This window comes from Microbispora sp. ATCC PTA-5024 (assembly GCF_000511135.2).
Lineage (GTDB): Bacteria > Actinomycetota > Actinomycetes > Streptosporangiales > Streptosporangiaceae > Microbispora > Microbispora corallina.
Window position 1 is genome coordinate 849,157 of the sequence record NZ_KI866524.1, and the last position, 17,459, is coordinate 866,615.

At 70.9% G+C, this 17,459-nt stretch carries 18 protein-coding genes; 3 read left to right on the top strand and 15 right to left on the bottom strand.

Features of this window, described 5'->3' with window-relative positions; translation table 11 throughout:
- The 4 genes from MPTA5024_RS24400 to MPTA5024_RS24415 all read right to left on the bottom strand — a co-directional run.
- Positions 1-974: serine/threonine-protein kinase (locus MPTA5024_RS24400; protein ID WP_157099731.1), on the bottom strand; the 974-nt coding region annotated here is incomplete at its 3' end.
- Positions 975-1,163: 189 nt separating this feature from the next.
- Positions 1,164-2,381: an NADP-dependent isocitrate dehydrogenase gene (locus MPTA5024_RS24405; RefSeq protein WP_036328329.1), complete on the bottom strand. Its 1,218-nt coding sequence runs from the start codon at positions 2,379-2,381 to the stop codon at positions 1,164-1,166.
- A gap of 94 nt (positions 2,382-2,475) precedes the next feature.
- Complete coding sequence (locus tag MPTA5024_RS24410) at positions 2,476-2,760, bottom strand: DUF3017 domain-containing protein (protein WP_051458599.1); 285 nt, start codon at positions 2,758-2,760, stop codon at positions 2,476-2,478.
- 46 nt (positions 2,761-2,806) lie between these two features.
- Positions 2,807-3,928, bottom strand: a complete 1,122-nt coding sequence (locus MPTA5024_RS24415) for a citrate/2-methylcitrate synthase (protein WP_036328333.1) — start codon at positions 3,926-3,928, stop codon at positions 2,807-2,809.
- Positions 3,929-4,109: 181 nt separating this feature from the next.
- Here MPTA5024_RS24415 and MPTA5024_RS24420 point away from each other — a divergent pair, with 181 nt between their 5' ends.
- Positions 4,110-4,775, top strand: coding sequence for an FHA domain-containing protein (locus tag MPTA5024_RS24420; RefSeq protein WP_036328334.1), 666 nt, complete (start codon positions 4,110-4,112; stop codon positions 4,773-4,775).
- A gap of 163 nt (positions 4,776-4,938) precedes the next feature.
- Here MPTA5024_RS24420 and MPTA5024_RS24425 read toward each other — a convergent pair whose 3' ends face one another.
- Entirely contained in the window at positions 4,939-7,128 is a 2,190-nt protein-coding gene (locus MPTA5024_RS24425) for a phosphatidylglycerol lysyltransferase domain-containing protein (protein WP_198167349.1), read from the bottom strand.
- A 214-nt stretch (positions 7,129-7,342) separates the two neighbouring features.
- On the opposite strand from MPTA5024_RS24425, the gene MPTA5024_RS24430 reads away from it, so the two are divergent.
- Positions 7,343-8,608, top strand: a complete 1,266-nt coding sequence (locus tag MPTA5024_RS24430) for an alpha/beta hydrolase (RefSeq protein WP_063794758.1) — start codon at positions 7,343-7,345, stop codon at positions 8,606-8,608.
- Positions 8,609-8,620: 12 nt separating this feature from the next.
- On the opposite strand, the gene MPTA5024_RS24435 is transcribed toward MPTA5024_RS24430, so the two are convergent.
- From MPTA5024_RS24435 to purN, 10 genes are all read right to left on the bottom strand, one after another.
- Positions 8,621-9,466 (bottom strand): bifunctional methylenetetrahydrofolate dehydrogenase/methenyltetrahydrofolate cyclohydrolase, encoded by an 846-nt coding sequence (locus MPTA5024_RS24435; RefSeq protein WP_036328336.1) that lies wholly within the window; start codon positions 9,464-9,466, stop codon positions 8,621-8,623.
- A 43-nt stretch (positions 9,467-9,509) separates the two neighbouring features.
- Positions 9,510-9,680: a hypothetical protein gene (locus MPTA5024_RS42550; protein WP_198167350.1), complete on the bottom strand. Its 171-nt coding sequence runs from the start codon at positions 9,678-9,680 to the stop codon at positions 9,510-9,512.
- 305 nt (positions 9,681-9,985) lie between these two features.
- The gene (locus MPTA5024_RS24440) at positions 9,986-10,744 is read right to left on the bottom strand and encodes a DUF899 domain-containing protein (protein WP_036328338.1); all 759 of its coding nucleotides are present in this window, start codon (positions 10,742-10,744) and stop codon (positions 9,986-9,988) included.
- A 49-nt stretch (positions 10,745-10,793) separates the two neighbouring features.
- Complete coding sequence (locus tag MPTA5024_RS24445; RefSeq protein WP_051458600.1) at positions 10,794-11,555, bottom strand: isocitrate lyase/PEP mutase family protein; 762 nt, start codon at positions 11,553-11,555, stop codon at positions 10,794-10,796.
- Positions 11,556-11,599: 44 nt separating this feature from the next.
- Positions 11,600-12,670, bottom strand: a complete 1,071-nt coding sequence (locus tag MPTA5024_RS24450) for a sigma-70 family RNA polymerase sigma factor (protein WP_198167351.1) — start codon at positions 12,668-12,670, stop codon at positions 11,600-11,602.
- A 93-nt stretch (positions 12,671-12,763) separates the two neighbouring features.
- Positions 12,764-13,267, bottom strand: coding sequence for an SRPBCC family protein (locus MPTA5024_RS24455; RefSeq protein ID WP_084369961.1), 504 nt, complete (start codon positions 13,265-13,267; stop codon positions 12,764-12,766).
- A 225-nt stretch (positions 13,268-13,492) separates the two neighbouring features.
- On the bottom strand, positions 13,493-13,828 hold the full coding sequence (locus MPTA5024_RS24460; protein ID WP_036328344.1) for an ArsR/SmtB family transcription factor: 336 nt from the start codon (positions 13,826-13,828) through the stop codon (positions 13,493-13,495).
- Positions 13,825-14,289 (bottom strand): SRPBCC family protein, encoded by a 465-nt coding sequence (locus MPTA5024_RS24465; RefSeq protein ID WP_036328346.1) that lies wholly within the window; start codon positions 14,287-14,289, stop codon positions 13,825-13,827. The genes MPTA5024_RS24460 and MPTA5024_RS24465 overlap by 4 nt, the downstream gene beginning before the upstream one ends.
- 258 nt (positions 14,290-14,547) lie before the next feature.
- Positions 14,548-16,089, bottom strand: coding sequence for a bifunctional phosphoribosylaminoimidazolecarboxamide formyltransferase/IMP cyclohydrolase (gene purH, locus MPTA5024_RS24470; protein ID WP_036328348.1), 1,542 nt, complete (start codon positions 16,087-16,089; stop codon positions 14,548-14,550).
- A complete protein-coding gene (gene purN / locus MPTA5024_RS24475; RefSeq protein ID WP_051458676.1) occupies positions 16,086-16,736 on the bottom strand; it encodes a phosphoribosylglycinamide formyltransferase in 651 nt (216 codons plus the stop codon). Before purN ends, purH begins: the two co-directional genes overlap by 4 nt.
- 166 nt (positions 16,737-16,902) lie before the next feature.
- On the opposite strand from purN, the gene MPTA5024_RS24480 reads away from it, so the two are divergent.
- The gene (locus MPTA5024_RS24480) at positions 16,903-17,307 is read left to right on the top strand and encodes a hypothetical protein (RefSeq protein WP_063794759.1); all 405 of its coding nucleotides are present in this window, start codon (positions 16,903-16,905) and stop codon (positions 17,305-17,307) included.
- The last annotated feature ends 152 nt before the right edge of the window (positions 17,308-17,459 follow it).

Here is a 17,459-nt window from a genome sequence, read left to right on the forward strand (position 1 = left end):
GGCGGGGGGTTCCCCGGCGGGTCCCCATGGCCGGGCGAGACCGTGGAGTGGCGGGAATCGGACGCGGGGCCCGCCGGGGGTCCGGCCGGCGGGTCCGCCGGGCCGGTCGGGGCGGCGGCGTGGGCGGCGCCCTCGGAGAGCACCACGGTCGAGGCGTCCCCCGAGCCGGGACGGCCGAGCAGCCGCAGCAGGATCCGGTCGGCCGTCGGCCGCGCCTCCGGCGCCTTGCTGAGGCACGCCCGCACGACGCCCCTGAGCGGCTCCGGCAGCGCCGCGACGTCGATCTCATGGTTGAGGATCCGGTTCAGCACGGCCGCGATCGACTCGCCACCGAAGACGGCCTGACCGGTCGCGGCGTACGCGATGGTCGAGGCCCACGCGAACACGTCGGCGGGCGGCCCGACCGTCCCGCCGGAGATCTGCTCCGGCGCCATGTACGCCGGGGTGCCGATGGCCCGGCTCGTGATCGTGGCCGTCGAGTCGATGATGCGGGCGATGCCGAAGTCCACGACCCGGGGGCCGTCGGGGGCGATCAGCACGTTGTCGGGCTTGAAGTCCCGGTGGACGATCCCGGCCTGGTGGATAGCGGTGAGCGCGGTGGCCGTGCCGACGGCCAGGCGCTCCAGCGCCGCGCCGGCCAGGGGGCCCGAGCCGTCGACCCGCTCCCGCAGCGACTGCCCCTCGATGTACTCGCTCGCGATGTACGGCGTGTCGCCCTCCAGGTCGGCGGCGACGACCCGGGCCGTGCAGAAGCTCGCCACCCGCTGGGCCGCCCGCAGCTCCCTGGCGAAGCGGGACCTCGCGATGGCGTCCCCGCTGAACTTCACGTGCAGCAGCTTGACCGCGGCCGGCCGGCCCTCCTCGTCCTGTCCCAGGTAGACCACGCCCTGGCCGCCCTCGCCGATGCGGCCGGACAGCGTGAAGGGGCCGAGCCGGGGTGGATCCCCCGGCCGGAGCGGCGAGATCTGCGGCATCCAGCGTTCCCCACGATTCGGCAAAGTACCGGCCAGCAGAACTTTACGACCCCACCCGTGCCGTTCCGGTCAGCCGAGACCACGCCGTGACGTCCCGGAGTGAAACGGGCACACGAAAAGGGGCCGCGCGGAGGCGGCCCCTTCGGTTCCGGCGGTCGTCCGACCGTCGTGATGGCACTGGTCCGGCGCTCAGACCGCCATCTTCTTCTTGAGGTTCTCGTCGAGGGCCGCGAGGAAGTCCTGCGTGGTCAGCCACTCGGCGTCGCCGCCGACCAGGAGCGCGAGGTCCTTGGTCATCTGACCGCCCTCGACCGTCTCGATGCAGACCTGCTCCAGCTTCTGCGCGAAGTCGACGACCTCGGGCTGGTTGTCGAGCTTGCCGCGGTGCTGCAGGCCACGGGTCCACGCGAAGATCGAGGCGATCGGGTTCGTGGAGGTGGGCTTGCCCTGCTGGTGCTGGCGGTAGTGCCGGGTCACCGTGCCGTGGGCGGCCTCGGCCTCGACCGTCTGGCCGTCCGGGGTCATCAGCACGCTGGTCATGAGGCCGAGCGAGCCGAAGCCCTGGGCGACGGTGTCCGACTGCACGTCGCCGTCGTAGTTCTTCGCGGCCCAGACGTAGCCGCCCTCCCACTTCAGGGCGGCGGCGACCATGTCGTCGATCAGGCGGTGCTCGTAGGTGAGCCCGGCGGCCTCGAAGTCGGCCTTGAACTCGGTCTCGTAGACCTCGGCGAAGATGTCCTTGAACCGGCCGTCGTACGCCTTGAGGATCGTGTTCTTGGTCGACAGGTAGACCGGGTAGCCGCGGCTGAGGCCGTACCGCATGGAGGCGCGGGCGAAGTCGCGGATCGACTCGTCGAGGTTGTACATCGCGAGCGCGACGCCGCTGCCCGGGAAGTCGAACACGTTGAGCTCGATCGGCTCGCTGCCGTCCTTCGGGGTGAAGGTCATCGTCAGCGTGCCCTCGCCCGGCACCTTGAGGTCCGTGGCGCGGTACTGGTCGCCGAACGCGTGGCGGCCGACGACGATCGGCTTGGTCCAGCCGGGCACGAGCCGCGGCACGTTCGACATGATGATCGGCTCACGGAAGATCACACCGCCGAGGATGTTGCGGATGGTCCCGTTGGGGGACTTCCACATCTTCTTGAGGCCGAACTCCTCGACGCGCGCCTCGTCCGGGGTGATGGTGGCGCACTTCACGCCGACGCCGTACTGCTTGATCGCGTTGGCCGCGTCGATGGTGACCTGGTCGTCCGTCGCGTCACGGTGCTCGATGCCGAGGTCGTAGTACTTCAGGTCGACGTCGAGGTAGGGCAGGATCAGCTGGTCCTTGATGAACTGCCAGATGATCCGGGTCATCTCGTCGCCGTCGAGCTCGACGACCGGGCCCGCTACCTTGATCTTGGGCATGCGTGGGGTTCCCCTTCTGAACTAACTGGCCAGACAGTCCTTTTTGAGGCTCACTGGCCGTTGAGGCTATCGGACGGGCGGGCCGCGCCCGTGACTAGGTGTTGTGCAGGGGCAACAGCAGGAGGAGCGAGCCGAGCACCAGGAGGGCGCCCAGGCCGCCGAGGACGAGGGCGTCCATCCCCCGGCTGCGGACCGCGAGCGCGCCGGCCCGCGCGTCCGCCGCCCTCAGCCTGACGAGGGCGCCGACGACGAGGGCGCAGCCCATGACCGTGGCCCCCGCCGGCGGCGGGGCCCCGAGCGCGATCGCGCACAGCCCGACGACCGCACCCGCCGCCACCAGCAGGTACGGTCCCCAGGCCGTCTTCTCCGTCGTGTTCACATTCTCGTCCCGCCGGCCGTTCCCGCCGGGCGCCGCCGCGCCGGGGTCACCGCTCGTCGACGGGCACCCACTTCTGGTCGCGCTCGCCGATGTACTCGCTGTCCGGGCGGATCAGGCGGTTGTCGGCGTGCTGCTCGATGACGTGCGCCGTCCACCCCGACATCCGGCTGACCGAGAACACCGGGGTGAACAGGTCGGTCGGGATGCCGAGGTAGTGGTAGACGGTCGCGGCGTAGAAGTCGACGTTCGGGTACAGGCCCTTCTCCGCGAACACGACCTCCTCCATCTCCCGCGACATGCGGTAGAAGGTGTCGTCGCCGGAGGCCTCGCCGAGCTCCTGCGACATGCGCCGCAGGTGCGTCGCGCGCGGGTCCTCCGTCTTGTAGACCCGGTGCCCGAAGCCCATGATCTTCTCGCCGGCCGCCAGCCTGTCCCGCACGGCCTGCGCCACGCCGTTCGGGTCCAGCGCTTCCAGCGTACGCATGACCTGCTCGTTCGCGCCCCCGTGCAGGGGGCCCTTGAGCGTGCCGATCGCGGCGACGATGGCCGAGTGCATGTCCGACAGCGTGGCGGCGCAGACGCGCGCGGCGAACGTCGAGGCGTTCATCGTGTGGTCGGCGTGGAGCACCAGGCAGGTGTCGAAGATCTCGATCTCGCGCCGGGACGGCGCGCGGCCGGTGATCTGCAGCAGGAAGTTCGCCGCGATGCTCAGCTCGGGGTCGGCGTCCGGGACGGCGGAGCCGGTCCGTGCCGCGTGGTAGCGGGCGACCAGGATGGGCTGCTGCGCCGTGAGCCGCGCGGCCTTGCGCCGGTTGGCGTCCGGGGCGTTGGAGTCCTTGTCCGGGTCGTCGGCGCCGGCCAGGGAGACGAGCGTGCGCAGGGCCTCCATGGGCTCCTGCTTCTCGGCGATCTCGGGGATGTTGCTCTCGACGAGCGCGCCGAGGCTGCGGCCTCGCACCAGTTCGGCGCCGTACTCGGCCAGCTGCGCGCGATCGGGCAGCGTGCCGTGCTGGAGCAGGTGGGCGGTCTCTTCGAAGGTGGTGCGGCCGGCCAGGTCGTGGATGTCGTAGCCACGATAGAAGAGCCGACCGGCCTTGCCGTCGATGTCGCTCAGCGCTGTGGACGCGGCGACGACATCGGCGAGGCCTTTGGTGGGCTTGTCCGCCATAAGTGTTTCCTCCGCTTATCTACGCCCGAAGTCTACCCGTGAGCAGGTAAAGCGCTCCGCAAAGGTCCAGACCAATTTCAGGAAGGATTCTGCTTATGGCAAAGGCGATTCCCCATCGCCACGTGTGGGTAAGCCGGACGTGTAGCGAAAGTAACGGCGGGCTACCTGGGGAGGAACTGCCGTGGAGGGGCCGTTCATTCGGATCGAGGACAGCGGCGAGGTCGTGCCGCTGCGCCCCGATGTCACCACGATCGGTCGTGGCCGAGGCGTGGACATCCGGCTGACGGATCCGAGCGTGTCACGGCTGCACGCCGAATTCGTCCGTCGAGGGCCCTACCTGTACGTCGTGGACCTGGGCCTGTCCCGCAACGGCACCCGCGTGAACGGCAGGCCGATCGCGAGGAGGGTGCTGGACGACGGCGACGTCGTCTCCTTCGGAGCCGCCCGGGCGAGGGTGGGCGGGATCCCCCGCGAGGACTTCACCCCCGAGGTCGAGCTGCGCAGGGCCGCCGCGCCCGAACTCACCCGCCGCGAGGTCGACGTGCTGACCTCGCTGTGCCGGCCCGCCCTGTCCGACGAGGCCTTCGTGGCCCCGGCGACGGCCCGGGAGATCGCCGACGACCTCGTCGTCACCGAGGCGGCGGTCAAGCAGCACCTGCTCCGGCTGTACCAGAAGTTCCGGATCCCCGAGGGGACCAACCGCCGCACCCGGCTCGCCAACGAGGTCGTCGCCCTCGGCCTCGTGCGTCCGACCCCGGTGGTGCCCCCGCAGCGGGCGACAGGGCCGGCCGAGCCCGAGCAGCCGCAGGCCCAGCCCCGCACGCCCGTGGGGCGCCGCGCGTCCTGACGCCCGCGTCAGGACGGCGGTGAGCGCGCGCCCCTGCGCTCACGTCGCTGCGCGTCCCTGCGCTCACGTCACGGCGGCGGTGAGCGCGTGCCGACCCGGTGCCCGGGGCCGGCCGCGGCGCGGTCCTCGTGGCCCGGATCTCCCGCGCGGCCGAGCCCGCCGCTCACCTGTCCGGCGCGGCCGCCGGAGGCGCGCCGTGATCCGGCTGCTCGCCGTCGGCGACGCCCTCCGCGTCGCGAGCCTCTGTACCCGATGTGCCGGCCGGGTCGGCGGCTTCGCGGTCGCCGGCGTCGCCCACACCGCCCTGGAGGCCGTCGAGCTCGCCCGGCGGTGGTGGACCCACGCGCGCCTCCACCGCCGCCTTCGCGGCGGCTCGCCGCCGAGCCCGGCGGAGATCGACTGCGCCGTGCGGACGCTTCACGAGGGGGACCGGCTCGACGCCGCCGTCCGGAAGGGACGGTCCGGTCACACCGCCCGGCTCGGCCTGTCCCGCGCCGCCGCCCGGCGCCACCTGTCCGGTCTCGCGGCCGACGGCCGGATCAGCCTGGGGCTCGGGTACGGCTCCGCCGGCCGGGCCGCGCACCTCCGCCGCCGGCCGGCGCCGGCGCAGCAGCGCGCCGCCGCGGCGCAGGAAGCCCGGGTGCGGCAGCCCCAGCGTGAGGAACGCCTCCGCCTGGAGCGCCGAGACGCCGATGCGCGGCAGGTCCCTGGCGGTCGGGTACACGAGGAACCGCGGCTCCCAGTACGGCCGGAACTTGGCGTTGAACTTGTACAGCGACTCGATCTGGAACCACCGCGACAGGAACACGAGGACGCCGCGCCAGGCGCGCAGCACCGGCCCCGCCCCCAGCCGCTCGCCCCTTGCCAGCGTGGAGCGGAACATGGCGAAGTTGAGCGAGACCCGCCGCACCCCGAACCGGGGCGCCGCCTGGAGCGCCTTGACGATCAGGAGCTCGTTGAGGCCCGGGTCGGCCTGCCGGTCCCGGCGCATGAGGTCGAGCGAGATCCCGTCCGGCCCCCAGGGCACGAAGTGCAGGATCGCGCGGATGTCGCCGCCCGGCGCGGAGCCCTCCTCGCACTCCTTGTGCGCGGTGGCCACCAGGCAGTCGCCGTCCGCAGGATCGCCGAACCGGCCCAGCGCCATCGAGAAGCCGCGCTCGGTCTCCGTCCCCCGCCAGAAGTCGGCGGCGCCGCGGATGCGCTCCGTCTCGGCCGCGGTGAGGTCGCCCACCCGCCGTACGCGGCAGGTGTAGCCGAGCCGCTCGACCCGGTTGACCATCTGCCGGACGTTGCGCATGGCCCGGCCTTCCAGCGTGAAGTCGGCCACCTCGACGATGGCCTCGTCGCCGAGCTCCAGGGCGTCGAGGCCGCCCTCGCGGGTCCAGACCTCGCCGCCGGTCTCGCTGCACCCGATGACGGCGGGCACCCAGGCGTGCCGCCCCGCCTCGTCCAGGAACCGGCGGATGGCCCCCGGCCACGCCTCAACGTCGCCGACCGGGTCGCCGCTGGCCAGCATCACCCCGGCGACCACGCGGTAGCCGATGGCGGCCTTCCCCGACGGGGAGAAGATCACGCTCTTGTCGCGGCGCAGGGCGAAGTAGCCGAGGGAGTCCTGGCGGCCGTACCGGCCGATGAGGGCACGCAGCCGCTCCTCGTCGTCGGGCGTGAGAGCGGCGGCCGGCCGCTCGGGGCGCAGCACGAGGTAGATCGTCGTGACGGCGGTGAGCGCGCCGAGCCCCGCCAGCGAGAAGTACACGAGGTCGCCGGAGCGCTCGGAGGTGAAGGTGACCGGCCCTTCGAGGCCGAACAGCCCGAGGACGACGTGCTGCAGCTGGTCGCTCAAGCTGGGGCTGCCGATCTCCGTACGGGCGCGCGCGGCCACCAGCGTCCATCCGATCAGCAGGTCGAAGGCGCCGAGGGTGAGGAACATCCCCAGGGCGCGCCAGCGCGACCGTGGGTCGGACAGCGCGTAGAACTCCCGCCGGTTGGCCACGAGGACCGCGAACAGCCCCAGGCTGACGGCCGCGGCGATGGGGTGCCGGTGGAGCGCCTCGACCGCGGCGCCCACGGGCAGCAGCACGACCACGGCGCGCCACGCCCGCACCTTCCTCCTGCGGAGGGCGTGGGCCAGCATGATGAGCAGGATGCCGACCAGCAGCGTGGCGGACTCCGCCAGCGTGGTGACGCTGCCGGGCAGGACGCTCGCGATCTCGCTGATCCGGCTCTCCCGGAAATGCGGGACCACGGCTTTGACAATGTCGAGAATACCGATCAGCAGCGCCGCGGTTCCCGCCGCCGCGGGTACCCACGGCCGGGAGACGGCGCCCCGCGGAATGCGTGTCTGACGGCTCACGGAACGACACACTAAATGGTGAAAATGGCGCCGGGGAGGGCCCTTCGAGAAGCTTAACCCTGCCCTTACCTGCGGAGAGTACCTTTGCATGAGCCGGCGGTCTGGGGGACGGCAGGGAGAGCCAGGAGTGGACCTCACAGCGACAAAAGTTCAGGTGCTTTTCGCCGTAATCGCCATAGCGGCCTTTGCCGTGACCGTGTGGTTGTGGCCGCGATTGAGTCGTCCGACCGTCGGCGCGATCGCCGCGCGAATCGGCGTCCTGTTGCTGGATCAGGTTCTTCTGCTGACCGCGATCGGCGTCGTGATCAACGCGTACTTCGGGTTCTACGGCTCGTGGGGCGACCTGTTCGGCACGGACGACACCGCCGCCCCGCCGATCACGATGGGCGGCGCGATCGTGGCGGCCGGCCCGTCGTCCCCGATCCGCGTGCTCGGCAGCAAGCCGGTCTTCGTCGACAAGCCGAGGCCGGGCACGAAGGGCGGCCGGATCGAGCAGGTCGTGATCAAGGGCGCCCGGACGGGGATCAGCTCACCCGCCTACGTGTACCTGCCGCCGCAGTACTTCGACAAGAAGTACGCCACCCGGCGGTTCCCGGTGATCCTCGCGCTGACCGGGTACCCGGGGGACGCGCTCAACCTGATCACCCGGCTCGACCTGCCGTCCATCGCGGCCAAATCGATCCTCGCCCACCAGATCCCGCCGACGATCATGGTGCTGATGCGTCCCACCGTGGTGCCGCCGCGCGACACCGAGTGCCAGGACGTGCCGGGAGGGCCGCAGGTGGAGACGTTCTTCACCGGTGACCTGCGGCAGGCGATGGAGGCCGGGTACCGGGTCGGCACGGAGGCGGCGAACTGGGGCGTGCTCGGCGGCTCGACCGGCGGGTACTGCGCGCTGAAGCTGAGCATGCGCCACCCCGAGGCGTTCTCGGCAGCCGTGTCGCTGTCCGGGTACTTCCACGCCCTCGTCGACATGACGACCGGCGACCTGTTCGGCGGCAGGACGGACCTGCAGAACGAGAACGACCTCATGTGGCGGCTGGCCCACCTGCCCAGCCCGCCGATCTCCGTCCTGGTGACCACCAGCAGGCACGGCGAGGCCGACTACGCGAGCACCGAGAAGTTCCTGGCCGCCGTGAAGCCGCCCATGCAGGCGGCGTCGCTGATCCTGCCGAGCGGGGGGCACAACTTCGCCACCTGGGAGCGGGAGCTTCCGCAGGCGCTGCCGTGGCTCGCCCAGCAGTTGCACGCCCCGCCCCAGGTCACGGCGCCGAATCCGGCCGCCGCCGCCGTGCGTCCCAGCGCGACGGCCGGCGCGCACCCGCAGGCGACCATCGCCGCCGCGCCTGCGAAGCCCACGGCCACCCCGCACCCGCGCCCGACGGCAGGCACGCACCCGCACCGGACCATCGCCGCGGCGCGCGCCCGCCGTACCGCCCATGCCGGCCGTCATACGGCCCGCAGGCGGCACAAGAAGTAGGAGCCGGGCGGGTCAGCGGCGCTCGGCGGCCTCGACGACGTTGGCCAGCAGCATCGCCCGCGTCATCGGCCCGACCCCGCCCGGGTTGGGGGCCACGAACCCCGCCACCTCGCGGACGTCGAGGGCGACGTCCCCGGCCAGCTTGCCGTCCACCCGGGAGACCCCCACGTCGAGCACGGCGGCGCCGGGCTTGACCATGTCGGCCGTCACCAGGTTGGGCACGCCCGCCGCGGCGACCACGATGTCGGCCCGGCGGACGTGGGACGCGAGATCCTGCGTCCCGGTGTGGCACAGCGTCACCGTGGCGTTCTCGGAGCGGCGGGTGAGCAGCAGGCCCAGCGGGCGGCCCACCGTGATGCCCCGCCCGATCACGACGACCTCGGCGCCCTTGATCGGCACGCCGTACTCCTGCAGGAGGACCACGATGCCGCGCGGCGTGCAGGGCAGCGGGGCGTCGACCATGTGCACGAGCCTGCCGAGGTTGACCGGGTGCAGCCCGTCGGCGTCCTTGCCCGGGTCGACCCGCTCGATGAGCGCCTGGGTGTCGAGGTGGCCGGGCAGCGGAAGCTGGATCAGGTAGCCGGTGCACGCGGGGTCGGCGTTGAGCTCGTCGACCGCGGCCTCGACGTCGGCCTGCGTCGCGTCGCCCGGGAGATCCTTGCGGATCGAGGCGATGCCCACCTCGGCGCAGTCCCGGTGCTTGCCGGCGACGTAGATCTGGCTGCCCGGGTCGTCGCCGACCAGGACCGTGCCCAGACCGGGGGTGATCCCCCTGGCGGACAGCGCCTTGACGCGCTCCGCCAGCTCTGCCTTGATCTTCGCCGCGGTCGCCTTGCCGTCGAGAATCTGCGCGCTCATGGCTCCCAATCCTGCCATGCTCCCCGAAAGCCCCTGTCAGCCCCTAGTTTCCGCTCTCACGGCGCTCGATGATGCGCCGCGTGAACGGGATGAACTCGACGACGCGCCAGCCGAAGTAGGCGGACAGGACGGCGACCGGGAGCAGCAGGATGGGGCTGCTCCGCAGCTCGTCCAGCAGCGCGTAGGAGTTCACGAACATGTCGAGCAGGGGCATGAAAGTGCTCCGAGCGGGTAGTGGGGGTGGGTTCGCCTCAGGCTAACGGCCGGTTCTCGGTGCTCGGGCCGTTTCGCCCAGAATGCGCCCTCCATCCCGTACGGCCCCGCCGCGGGGACGCGACCGTGCGAACGTGGCCGCGCGGACGCGGCGACGCCTCCGTGACCAGGGAGAAGCCGCCGCACGCGGACGGCGATGAGGGGCGGCCGTTCCGCAAGTGGTGAGAGAGATGTGGCCCCGCGGACATGCCACGCCCCCGCACGGCGACGGCCGTACGGGGGCGGCGCGCCGCCGGAAGTGCCCAGTCAGCAGTGGTGGGAATGGCCCGCTTCGCTGCCGTACATGTCGTGGTACGGCCACTGGTTGACGTAGCGCGGGCGGCGCATCGGGGTCAGGTCGAGAAACTGGTAGGTGCTCATCATGAACTCGGTACCCCGCCCGTACGTCGTGTAGGTGTGGAAGACGGAGTCCTCGTCGCGAACGAAGACGCTTATGGCCTGTCCGTCACCGTTCACCACGAACGCGGTTTTCTTGCTGCGCTCCAAGGTCGCCTTGTCCTTGTAGTTGAACTCGACGGGCGCGACCGACTCGTCGTTGGTGACGTGGAAGTCGTAGTTGAAGTCGCTTCCGGCCGAGGAGTACCACGGGATCGTCCAGCCCATCCGCGCCCGAAAACTTTCGATCTTGGCCAGTGGCGCGCGGGAAACGAGCACGAATGTGGTGTCGCTGGCGTGCAGGTGATCCAGGCGGCCCACACTGTCGATGGTGAACGAACAGCTCGGGCAGCCCTCATCCACGCTCTGGTCTCCACGGGCCCTGGCTGCCGAATTGTTCCACATGAAGTGATAGACGATGAGTTGGCGGCGGCCCTCGAACAGGTCGATCAGGCTGGCCTTACCGGCAGGGCCTTCGAAGATGTACTCCTTGTCCATCCTGACCATCGGCAGTTCTCGGCGCTGTGCGGTGACCGCGTCCTGCGCCCGCATGGCCTCCTTCTCCCGTTCGAGCAGCTCAAGCCGGGCTGCCAGCCATTCGTCGCGTGACGCGACCCGGGGAAGAGTCATGATCTTCTTTCTCCTTCTGCTCCGTCAGTTGTGATGGCGTCGTCGTAGGTCAGGCCAGCAGCGCCTGGACGGCGGTTTTCAGGTCGGCCAGGGCGGCGCGGTAGAAGCGGGGTCCGTAGGACACTCGTGCCACGCCCATTTCCCTGAGCGTGGCCAGGTCCAGCTGTTCACCCGTGTTGCCGTTGACCGGGCCGGGTAGTTCGGCCACGAGAGTGGCGAGGTCGCGCTTCCGGCGCACGCCGATCGGGTAGATGCAGTCGGCGCCGGCGTCCCGGTAGAGCCGGCCCCGTCGTATCGCTTCCGCGATCCGATCCGGCTCAGGTATGCCGCTGGCGGGCAGGAACGCATCGACGCGGGCGTTGATGACGATCGGGACCCCGGCATCGTCGGCGGCGGAGCGGACGCCCGCGAGCCATCGGGCGTGCGCACCTGCCTCGACCAGGCCGCCCGCCCGGTGGTCGGTGTCCTCCACGTTGCAACCGACCGCGCCGATGTCCAGCAACCGGTCCACGAATTCACGTGGCCGCATGCCGTATCCCGCCTCGGCGTCCACCGTGACCGGGACCGACACCACCCGGGCGACGCGCCCGGCCGCGGCGAACATCTCCTGCCACGGCGCTCCCTCACCGTCGGGATAACCGAGCATCGCCGAGATGGCGGCGCTGGCCGTGGCGACCGCGGGAAACCCCGCTTCGGCCACGATCGTCGCACTGGCCGCGTCCCACGCGTTCGGCAGCACGAGCATCTCTTCGCTGTGCAGCTCGCGGAGCCTTTCGGCGCGAGCCTTCAAACCCGCCATGTCAGCGGCCATCGGTATCCTCCACGTCACAGGAATTCCAGTGCATACGCAACCACTCAGACGCGTAGCGATCGTGGAAGTCCGAATATCGTCAGAAGGGAGTTGTCATGGAATCGCGTCAGCGCGGTGATCCGGTTTCCGGTCAGGGTCAGTACGAGCACTCCGTGCGCGTGCAGGACCGGCGTCCGCGGATCACGTAGGTAGACGCCGAAAGCCGGTTGGCCGTTCGCCCGCGTCGGGATCAGCATGTGCCGGTATCCGTTGCCCAGTGCGACTGTGGCCAGGAAGTGCCGGATGGCGTCCCGGCCCTGGTATTCCAGCGGCAGTGGCGGCATGGTCAGCCACGCGTCGTTCGTCAGCATGGCCACGATCGCATCGACGTCTCCGGCCTCGAATGCGCGGCTGAAACCAGCCACGATCCTGCGTTCCTGTGGCGAGTGGGGCAGCGGAGCGTTCTCCCAGTCGCGATCCGGTAGCTCATGCGCCAGCGCACCCCGTGCTCGTTTCAGCGCGCTGGTCACCGCGTTTCCGGTCGTGTCGAGAATGGTCGCCACCTCGGCGGCCCTGAATCCCAGTACGTCTCGCAGCACCAATACGACCCGTTGCCTCGGTGGCAATTGCTGCAGCGCTGCCAGGAACGCCAGTGACACCGACTCCCTGACCTCGTATCGCGCCTCCGGTCCAGGCGTGTGGTCGGTGATCTCGTCGAGCAGCACATCGGGGTACGGCTCCAGCCAGCTCGGTTCCGCTCGGCGGTGCGACGGCTCAGGCAACGGGACCTCCGGTCGGTAGGCCGCGTATCCGGGCGGACGACGGGCGCCGGCCCGCAGTGCGTTGAGGCAGCGGTTCGTGGCGATTCGGTAAAGCCACGTCCGTACCGACGCGCGTTCCTCGTAGCCGCCGATCCCGCGCCATGCCGCCAGCAACGTCTCCTGCAGCAGGTCCTCGGCGTCCTGCACCGAGCCGAGGATGCGGTAGCAGTGCACCTGGAGCTCACGTCGGTACGGCTCAACGAGCCCGCGGAACGCCTCACCATCCCCGCTCCGTGCCAGCGCCAGCAGATCCTCGGCCGAGCGCTGGGCACGGGCCGAGACATCGGTTTCCCCGGCCGGCGGCATCCCTCGCATGTCGGCTCCTTCTCTCCTGAGGTTCTCGGATAGATGGACACCGCCGGCGCCGGAAAGTGGTCCCTTCGGTGGGGCGCCCGCCCCGGCCGCCGTTCACCACGGGTCGGGCAGGCCCGCTCCCGTGGTGATCAGGCTGCGCAGGCTGCCGTTGACGTAGTGCACCCAGGCCATGGAGCAGGCGTCGAAACACTCGACGTCCGGCACCAGGCCGACGTGGGTGAACCGCAGTTCGGTGCCGCCGGCCGCGGAGACGATGTCGAACACGATCTCGCTTCCGGTCCACTCACCTGGCTCGGAGATGAAGGACAGATGGCTGTCGGTCACCCGCCAGACCACCCGGCGGCCCGGTTCGAGCTCGACCACGCGCTGGAGGCTGTAGTGCTGCGGGGGGTGCCGGTAGGAGAACTCGGCGCCCACCTCGTCGGTGCGCCCCTCGACCTGACCCGTCCACCAGGCGCGGACGTCCAGAATGGCGGCGAAGACCTCCTCCGGTGACTGTTCGACTGTGTACGACGTTGAGTAACCGCGGTCGGTCCGCGCCGTGCTCGAGGAGCGTGCTGTGGTCAGTCCGGGGTCGCCCGGCGGTCGTGTCGTCATGATGATCGGGACCTTGCCTCTGCTGTCATTGATTGAGTGGTAGCGGGATCCAGTGCCAGGTGCCGACCCGGACATGGCTCGGCACGGGCCGTTTCGCCGGTCGTGACAAGCCGGCGCACACCCGCTGCAGGGTCTTCGTGTTTCCGGGGGGCGCGCCCGTTTCAGGGCGTGGTCGTTCGGCGCCGCCACGTCCGTGACGGCGCGTTGTGAGCGTGCGGGTACAGGTCAGTCCGGCTTGCTCTGGATCCGCTCGGCGATCCGCTTGATCCGCTGCAGCCGGGCATCCCAGGTCGCGCCGACAGCGGACAACTGGGCGATTGCACGGGCGAGCTGGGCCTCGTCCACCTCGTAGCGACGCTCGCGCCCCGCCGGCCTCATGTGCACCAGGCCGACGCGGTCCAGCACACCCAGGTGCTTGGCGACCGCCTGCCGGGTGACGGGCAGCCGCTCGCTGAGCGTGGTCGCCGTAGCGCCTCCGTGGGCGAGGAGCAGGTCGAGCATCCGTCGGCGGGTCGGGTCGCCGACCGCGGACCAGAGGTCGTCATCGATCGCGGTGCTCACGGCTGCGCGACCACCTTGCCGGCGTAAGTGACGAGGCGCGGGAGGAAGATGTCCCAGCCGCGGACGTGGTCGAGATACGCCTCCTCCAACACGGCGCCCTCCCACCCGCGCTCGCGGAAGCCGGTCTCCTCAAAGCGCAGCAGCGTCCCGTCACCGGACGGAACGAGGTCGAAGGTGACGAGGAGGGAGTTGCCCGGCGCCGCCGGCTCGCCGTCGTCGTATATCCAGCGGAAGGCGAACCGGCGGGGCGGGTCGGCCTCCACAATGGTGAGTGTCTCGACCTTCGCGTCCGGCGAGGCCGGGTCGCCGAAGGTGACTGCGCCGGTGGCGCCGGGGACCGGGTCGAGCTCGGCGTCGTCGGGCCACCACTCGCGTAGGTGCTCGGGAGAGCTGATCACCTCGTAGACCACGTCGGGGGTGGCGTCGATGCGAAGCTCCCGCTGGATGCTTCCGTACTCCATGCGACTTTCCTGACATAAGTGCAACTAATGGTTGCACGTCAGCTTATCCGCCCCACCTCGCAAACGCAACCTTTCGTTGCGCGTTGGGTTTCCGGGCAGTTCCCGGGCTTCGAACTGCCTTCAGGCGGCCGACCGCAAGGAACGCAGGCCCTGCGGCGGCCGCCCGATCAGCCACGATCCACAGCTGTACAAGGAACGCGACAGCCATCGGGTGGATCCGAAGCCTCCTGGCGTGAAGATCCGGACCCCGTACAGTCCCTAGTGGAAGAAGTGCCGGGTGCCGGTGAAGTAGAGCGTGATGCCCGCCTCCTTGGCGGCCTCCACGACCTGGTCGTCCCGGATCGAGCCGCCCGGCTCGACGATCGCCTTCACCCCGGCCTCGGCGAGGACCTGCAGCCCGTCGGGGAACGGGAAGTAGGCGTCCGAGGCGCCGGCCGAACCGGCGGCCCGCTCGCCCGCCCTGGAGACCGCGAGGCGGGCCGAGTCGACCCGGTTGACCTGACCCATGCCCACGCCCACGGTCGCGCCGCCGGAGGCCAGCAGGATGGCGTTCGACTTGACCGAGCGGCAGGCCCGCCACGCGAACGCCAGGTCGGCCAGCACCTCCGGCGAGGCCGGCTCGCCCGTCTTCAGCTCCCAGGTGGACGGGTCGTCCCCGGGGGCGTCCGCACGGTCGACCGTCTGGACGAGCAGCCCGCCGTCGATCCGGCGGAACTCGGCCGCGTTGGCCGGGCCCTGCGGGCAGGCGAGCAGCCGGATGTTCTTCTTCTCCCGCAGGACGGCCAGGGCGTCCTGCGCGAACGACGGCGCCACGACGACCTCGGTGAAGATCGGCGCGATCTGCTCGGCCAGCTCCCGGGTGACCTCGCGGTTGACCGCGATCACCCCGCCGTACGCGGACACCGGGTCGCACTCGTGCGCCTTGCGGTGGGCCTCGGTGACGTCGGCGCCGACCGCGATGCCGCAGGGGTTGGCGTGCTTGATGATCGCCACGCACGGCTGGTCGAAGTCCCAGGCCGCCCGCCACGCGGCGTCGGCGTCCACGTAGTTGTTGTAGGACATCTCCTTGCCGTGCAGCTGCTCGGCGGTGGCGAGGCCGTCGCCCTGCCCGCCGTAGAGGGCCGCCCGCTGGTGGGGGTTCTCGCCGTACCGCAGGGGCGTCTTCAGCCCCCAGGTCGCGCCCATGAACGACGGCCAGTCCCCCTCGGGGGCGTACACGTTGGCGAACCAGGACGCCACGGCGACGTCGTAGGACGCGGTGTGGGCGTAGGCGACGGCCGCCAGCCGCCTCCGGTCGGTCAGTGTGAAGCCGCCCTCGCCGACGGCGGCGAGCACCTCCCCGTACGCCCCAGGGTCGACGACGACCGCCACCGTGCTGTGGTTCTTGGCCGCGGCGCGGATCATGGCCGGCCCGCCGATGTCGATCTGCTCGACGCACTCGGCGTCGGTGGCGCCGGAGGCGACCGTGGCGGCGAACGGGTACAGGTTCACCACCGCGAGCTGGAACGGCTCGATCTCCAGCTCCTCCAACTGCTTGACGTGGGAGGGGTTCTCCCCGTCGGCCAGCAGCCCGGCGTGGACCCGCGGGTGCAGGGTCTTCACACGGCCGTCCAGGCACTCGGGGAAGCCGGTGAGCGACTCGACCTTGGTGACCGGCACGCCGAACGAGGCGATCGCGGCGGCCGTGCCGCCCGTCGAGACGATCTCCACGCCCGCGGCCTCGAGCCCACGGGCCAGGTCCTCCAGCCCGGTCTTGTCGTATACCGCGATCAGCGCGCGCCGGATGGCGATGCGGGTCACGTCGTGGTCCTTCCTTCCGTCTCTGGCTTCACTGGGACCGGTCCCCGGGATCCGAGGCGAACGGTCCGTCCGGTCACGGTCCAGCCCTCACGGGCCATCCGGCCGACGACATCGACGAGCAGCCCGCGCTCCACCTGCTTGATCCGCTCGTGCAGGGTCTCCTCGTCGTCCCCGTCCCGTACGGCGACGGCCTCCTGCGCGATCACCGGGCCCGTGTCCACCCCGGCGTCGACCAGGTGGACGGTGCAGCCGGTGACGCGGACCCCGTACGCGAGCGCGTCTCGCACGGCATGGGCGCCGGGGAACGCGGGCAGCAGGGCGGGATGCGTGTTGACGACGGGCGCCGAGGCGAGCACCAGGGGTCCGAGGATCTTCATGAACCCGGCCGAGACCACCAGGTCAGGCTTGTGCTCGGCGATCCTGGCGGCCAGGCTCTCGTCCCACTCGTCCCGGCCGGAATAGTCCCTGAGGCGCTCCACGAACGTGGGCACCCCGGCACGCTCGGCACGGGCGAGGCCCTCCACGCCGTCGCGGTCGGCGCCCACGGCGACGACCCTCGCGCCGTAGGCGTCGGAGGCGGAGGCGTCCAGTAGGGCTTGTAGGTTGGTCCCCGAACCCGAGACGAGGACAACGAGCCGGAAGGACAGGGCGGAACTCCTTCGTGAGCGAGCTTCGTTTTGCAGGTGATTACCGGGAGATGGTTCCGTAAGGTGGTCGGCGCAGAGGTTCCCCTCGACGCAGGTAAAGGGTATCCGGCGCCGCCCCCCGTGCCCCACGACGGCCCGGGCTGAGGAAACGCGAGGCGAGGAGACCGTGACCACACCCCTTCAGATGACGGCCCCTGAGACCGGAGGCCGCAGGGCCCTCACCATCGCCATCATGGCGCTGGTCTTCACGCTGGTGCTCCCAGCGGCGGGGCTGGCGCTGTCCATCTTCGCGATCATCGTCGGCGTCCGGGACCTGCGGTCCCTGCAGCAGCGGCGCCAGCGGATCGGCATGGCGACCGGCGCCGTGGTGATCTCGGCGGTGGCGTTCATGCTCGGCGCGATCACCACCGTCTTCCAGCTGTACTTCTCCTCGGAACTGTCGGCCTACACCGAGTGCAGGAAGGGCGCAGGCACCGTGGAGGCCCGGCAGGAGTGCTCGGACCAGCTGATGAAGTCGTTCGAGAAGAAGCTCGGGGTGGCCTGGCCGTCCGGCATCCCCGCGCCCTCCTGACCCCGACTGATCAGTCGCGGTCCCAGGCGTACGGGTCCACGTAGATCACGTGGCCCCCGCGGTCGTCGGTCTCGTCGACGATGTCCCGCCGGGGCGCGCGCGGCGGCGCGGACCGGGCCTCCGGCCGAGCCGGGGCGGGTGCGCGGCCGGGT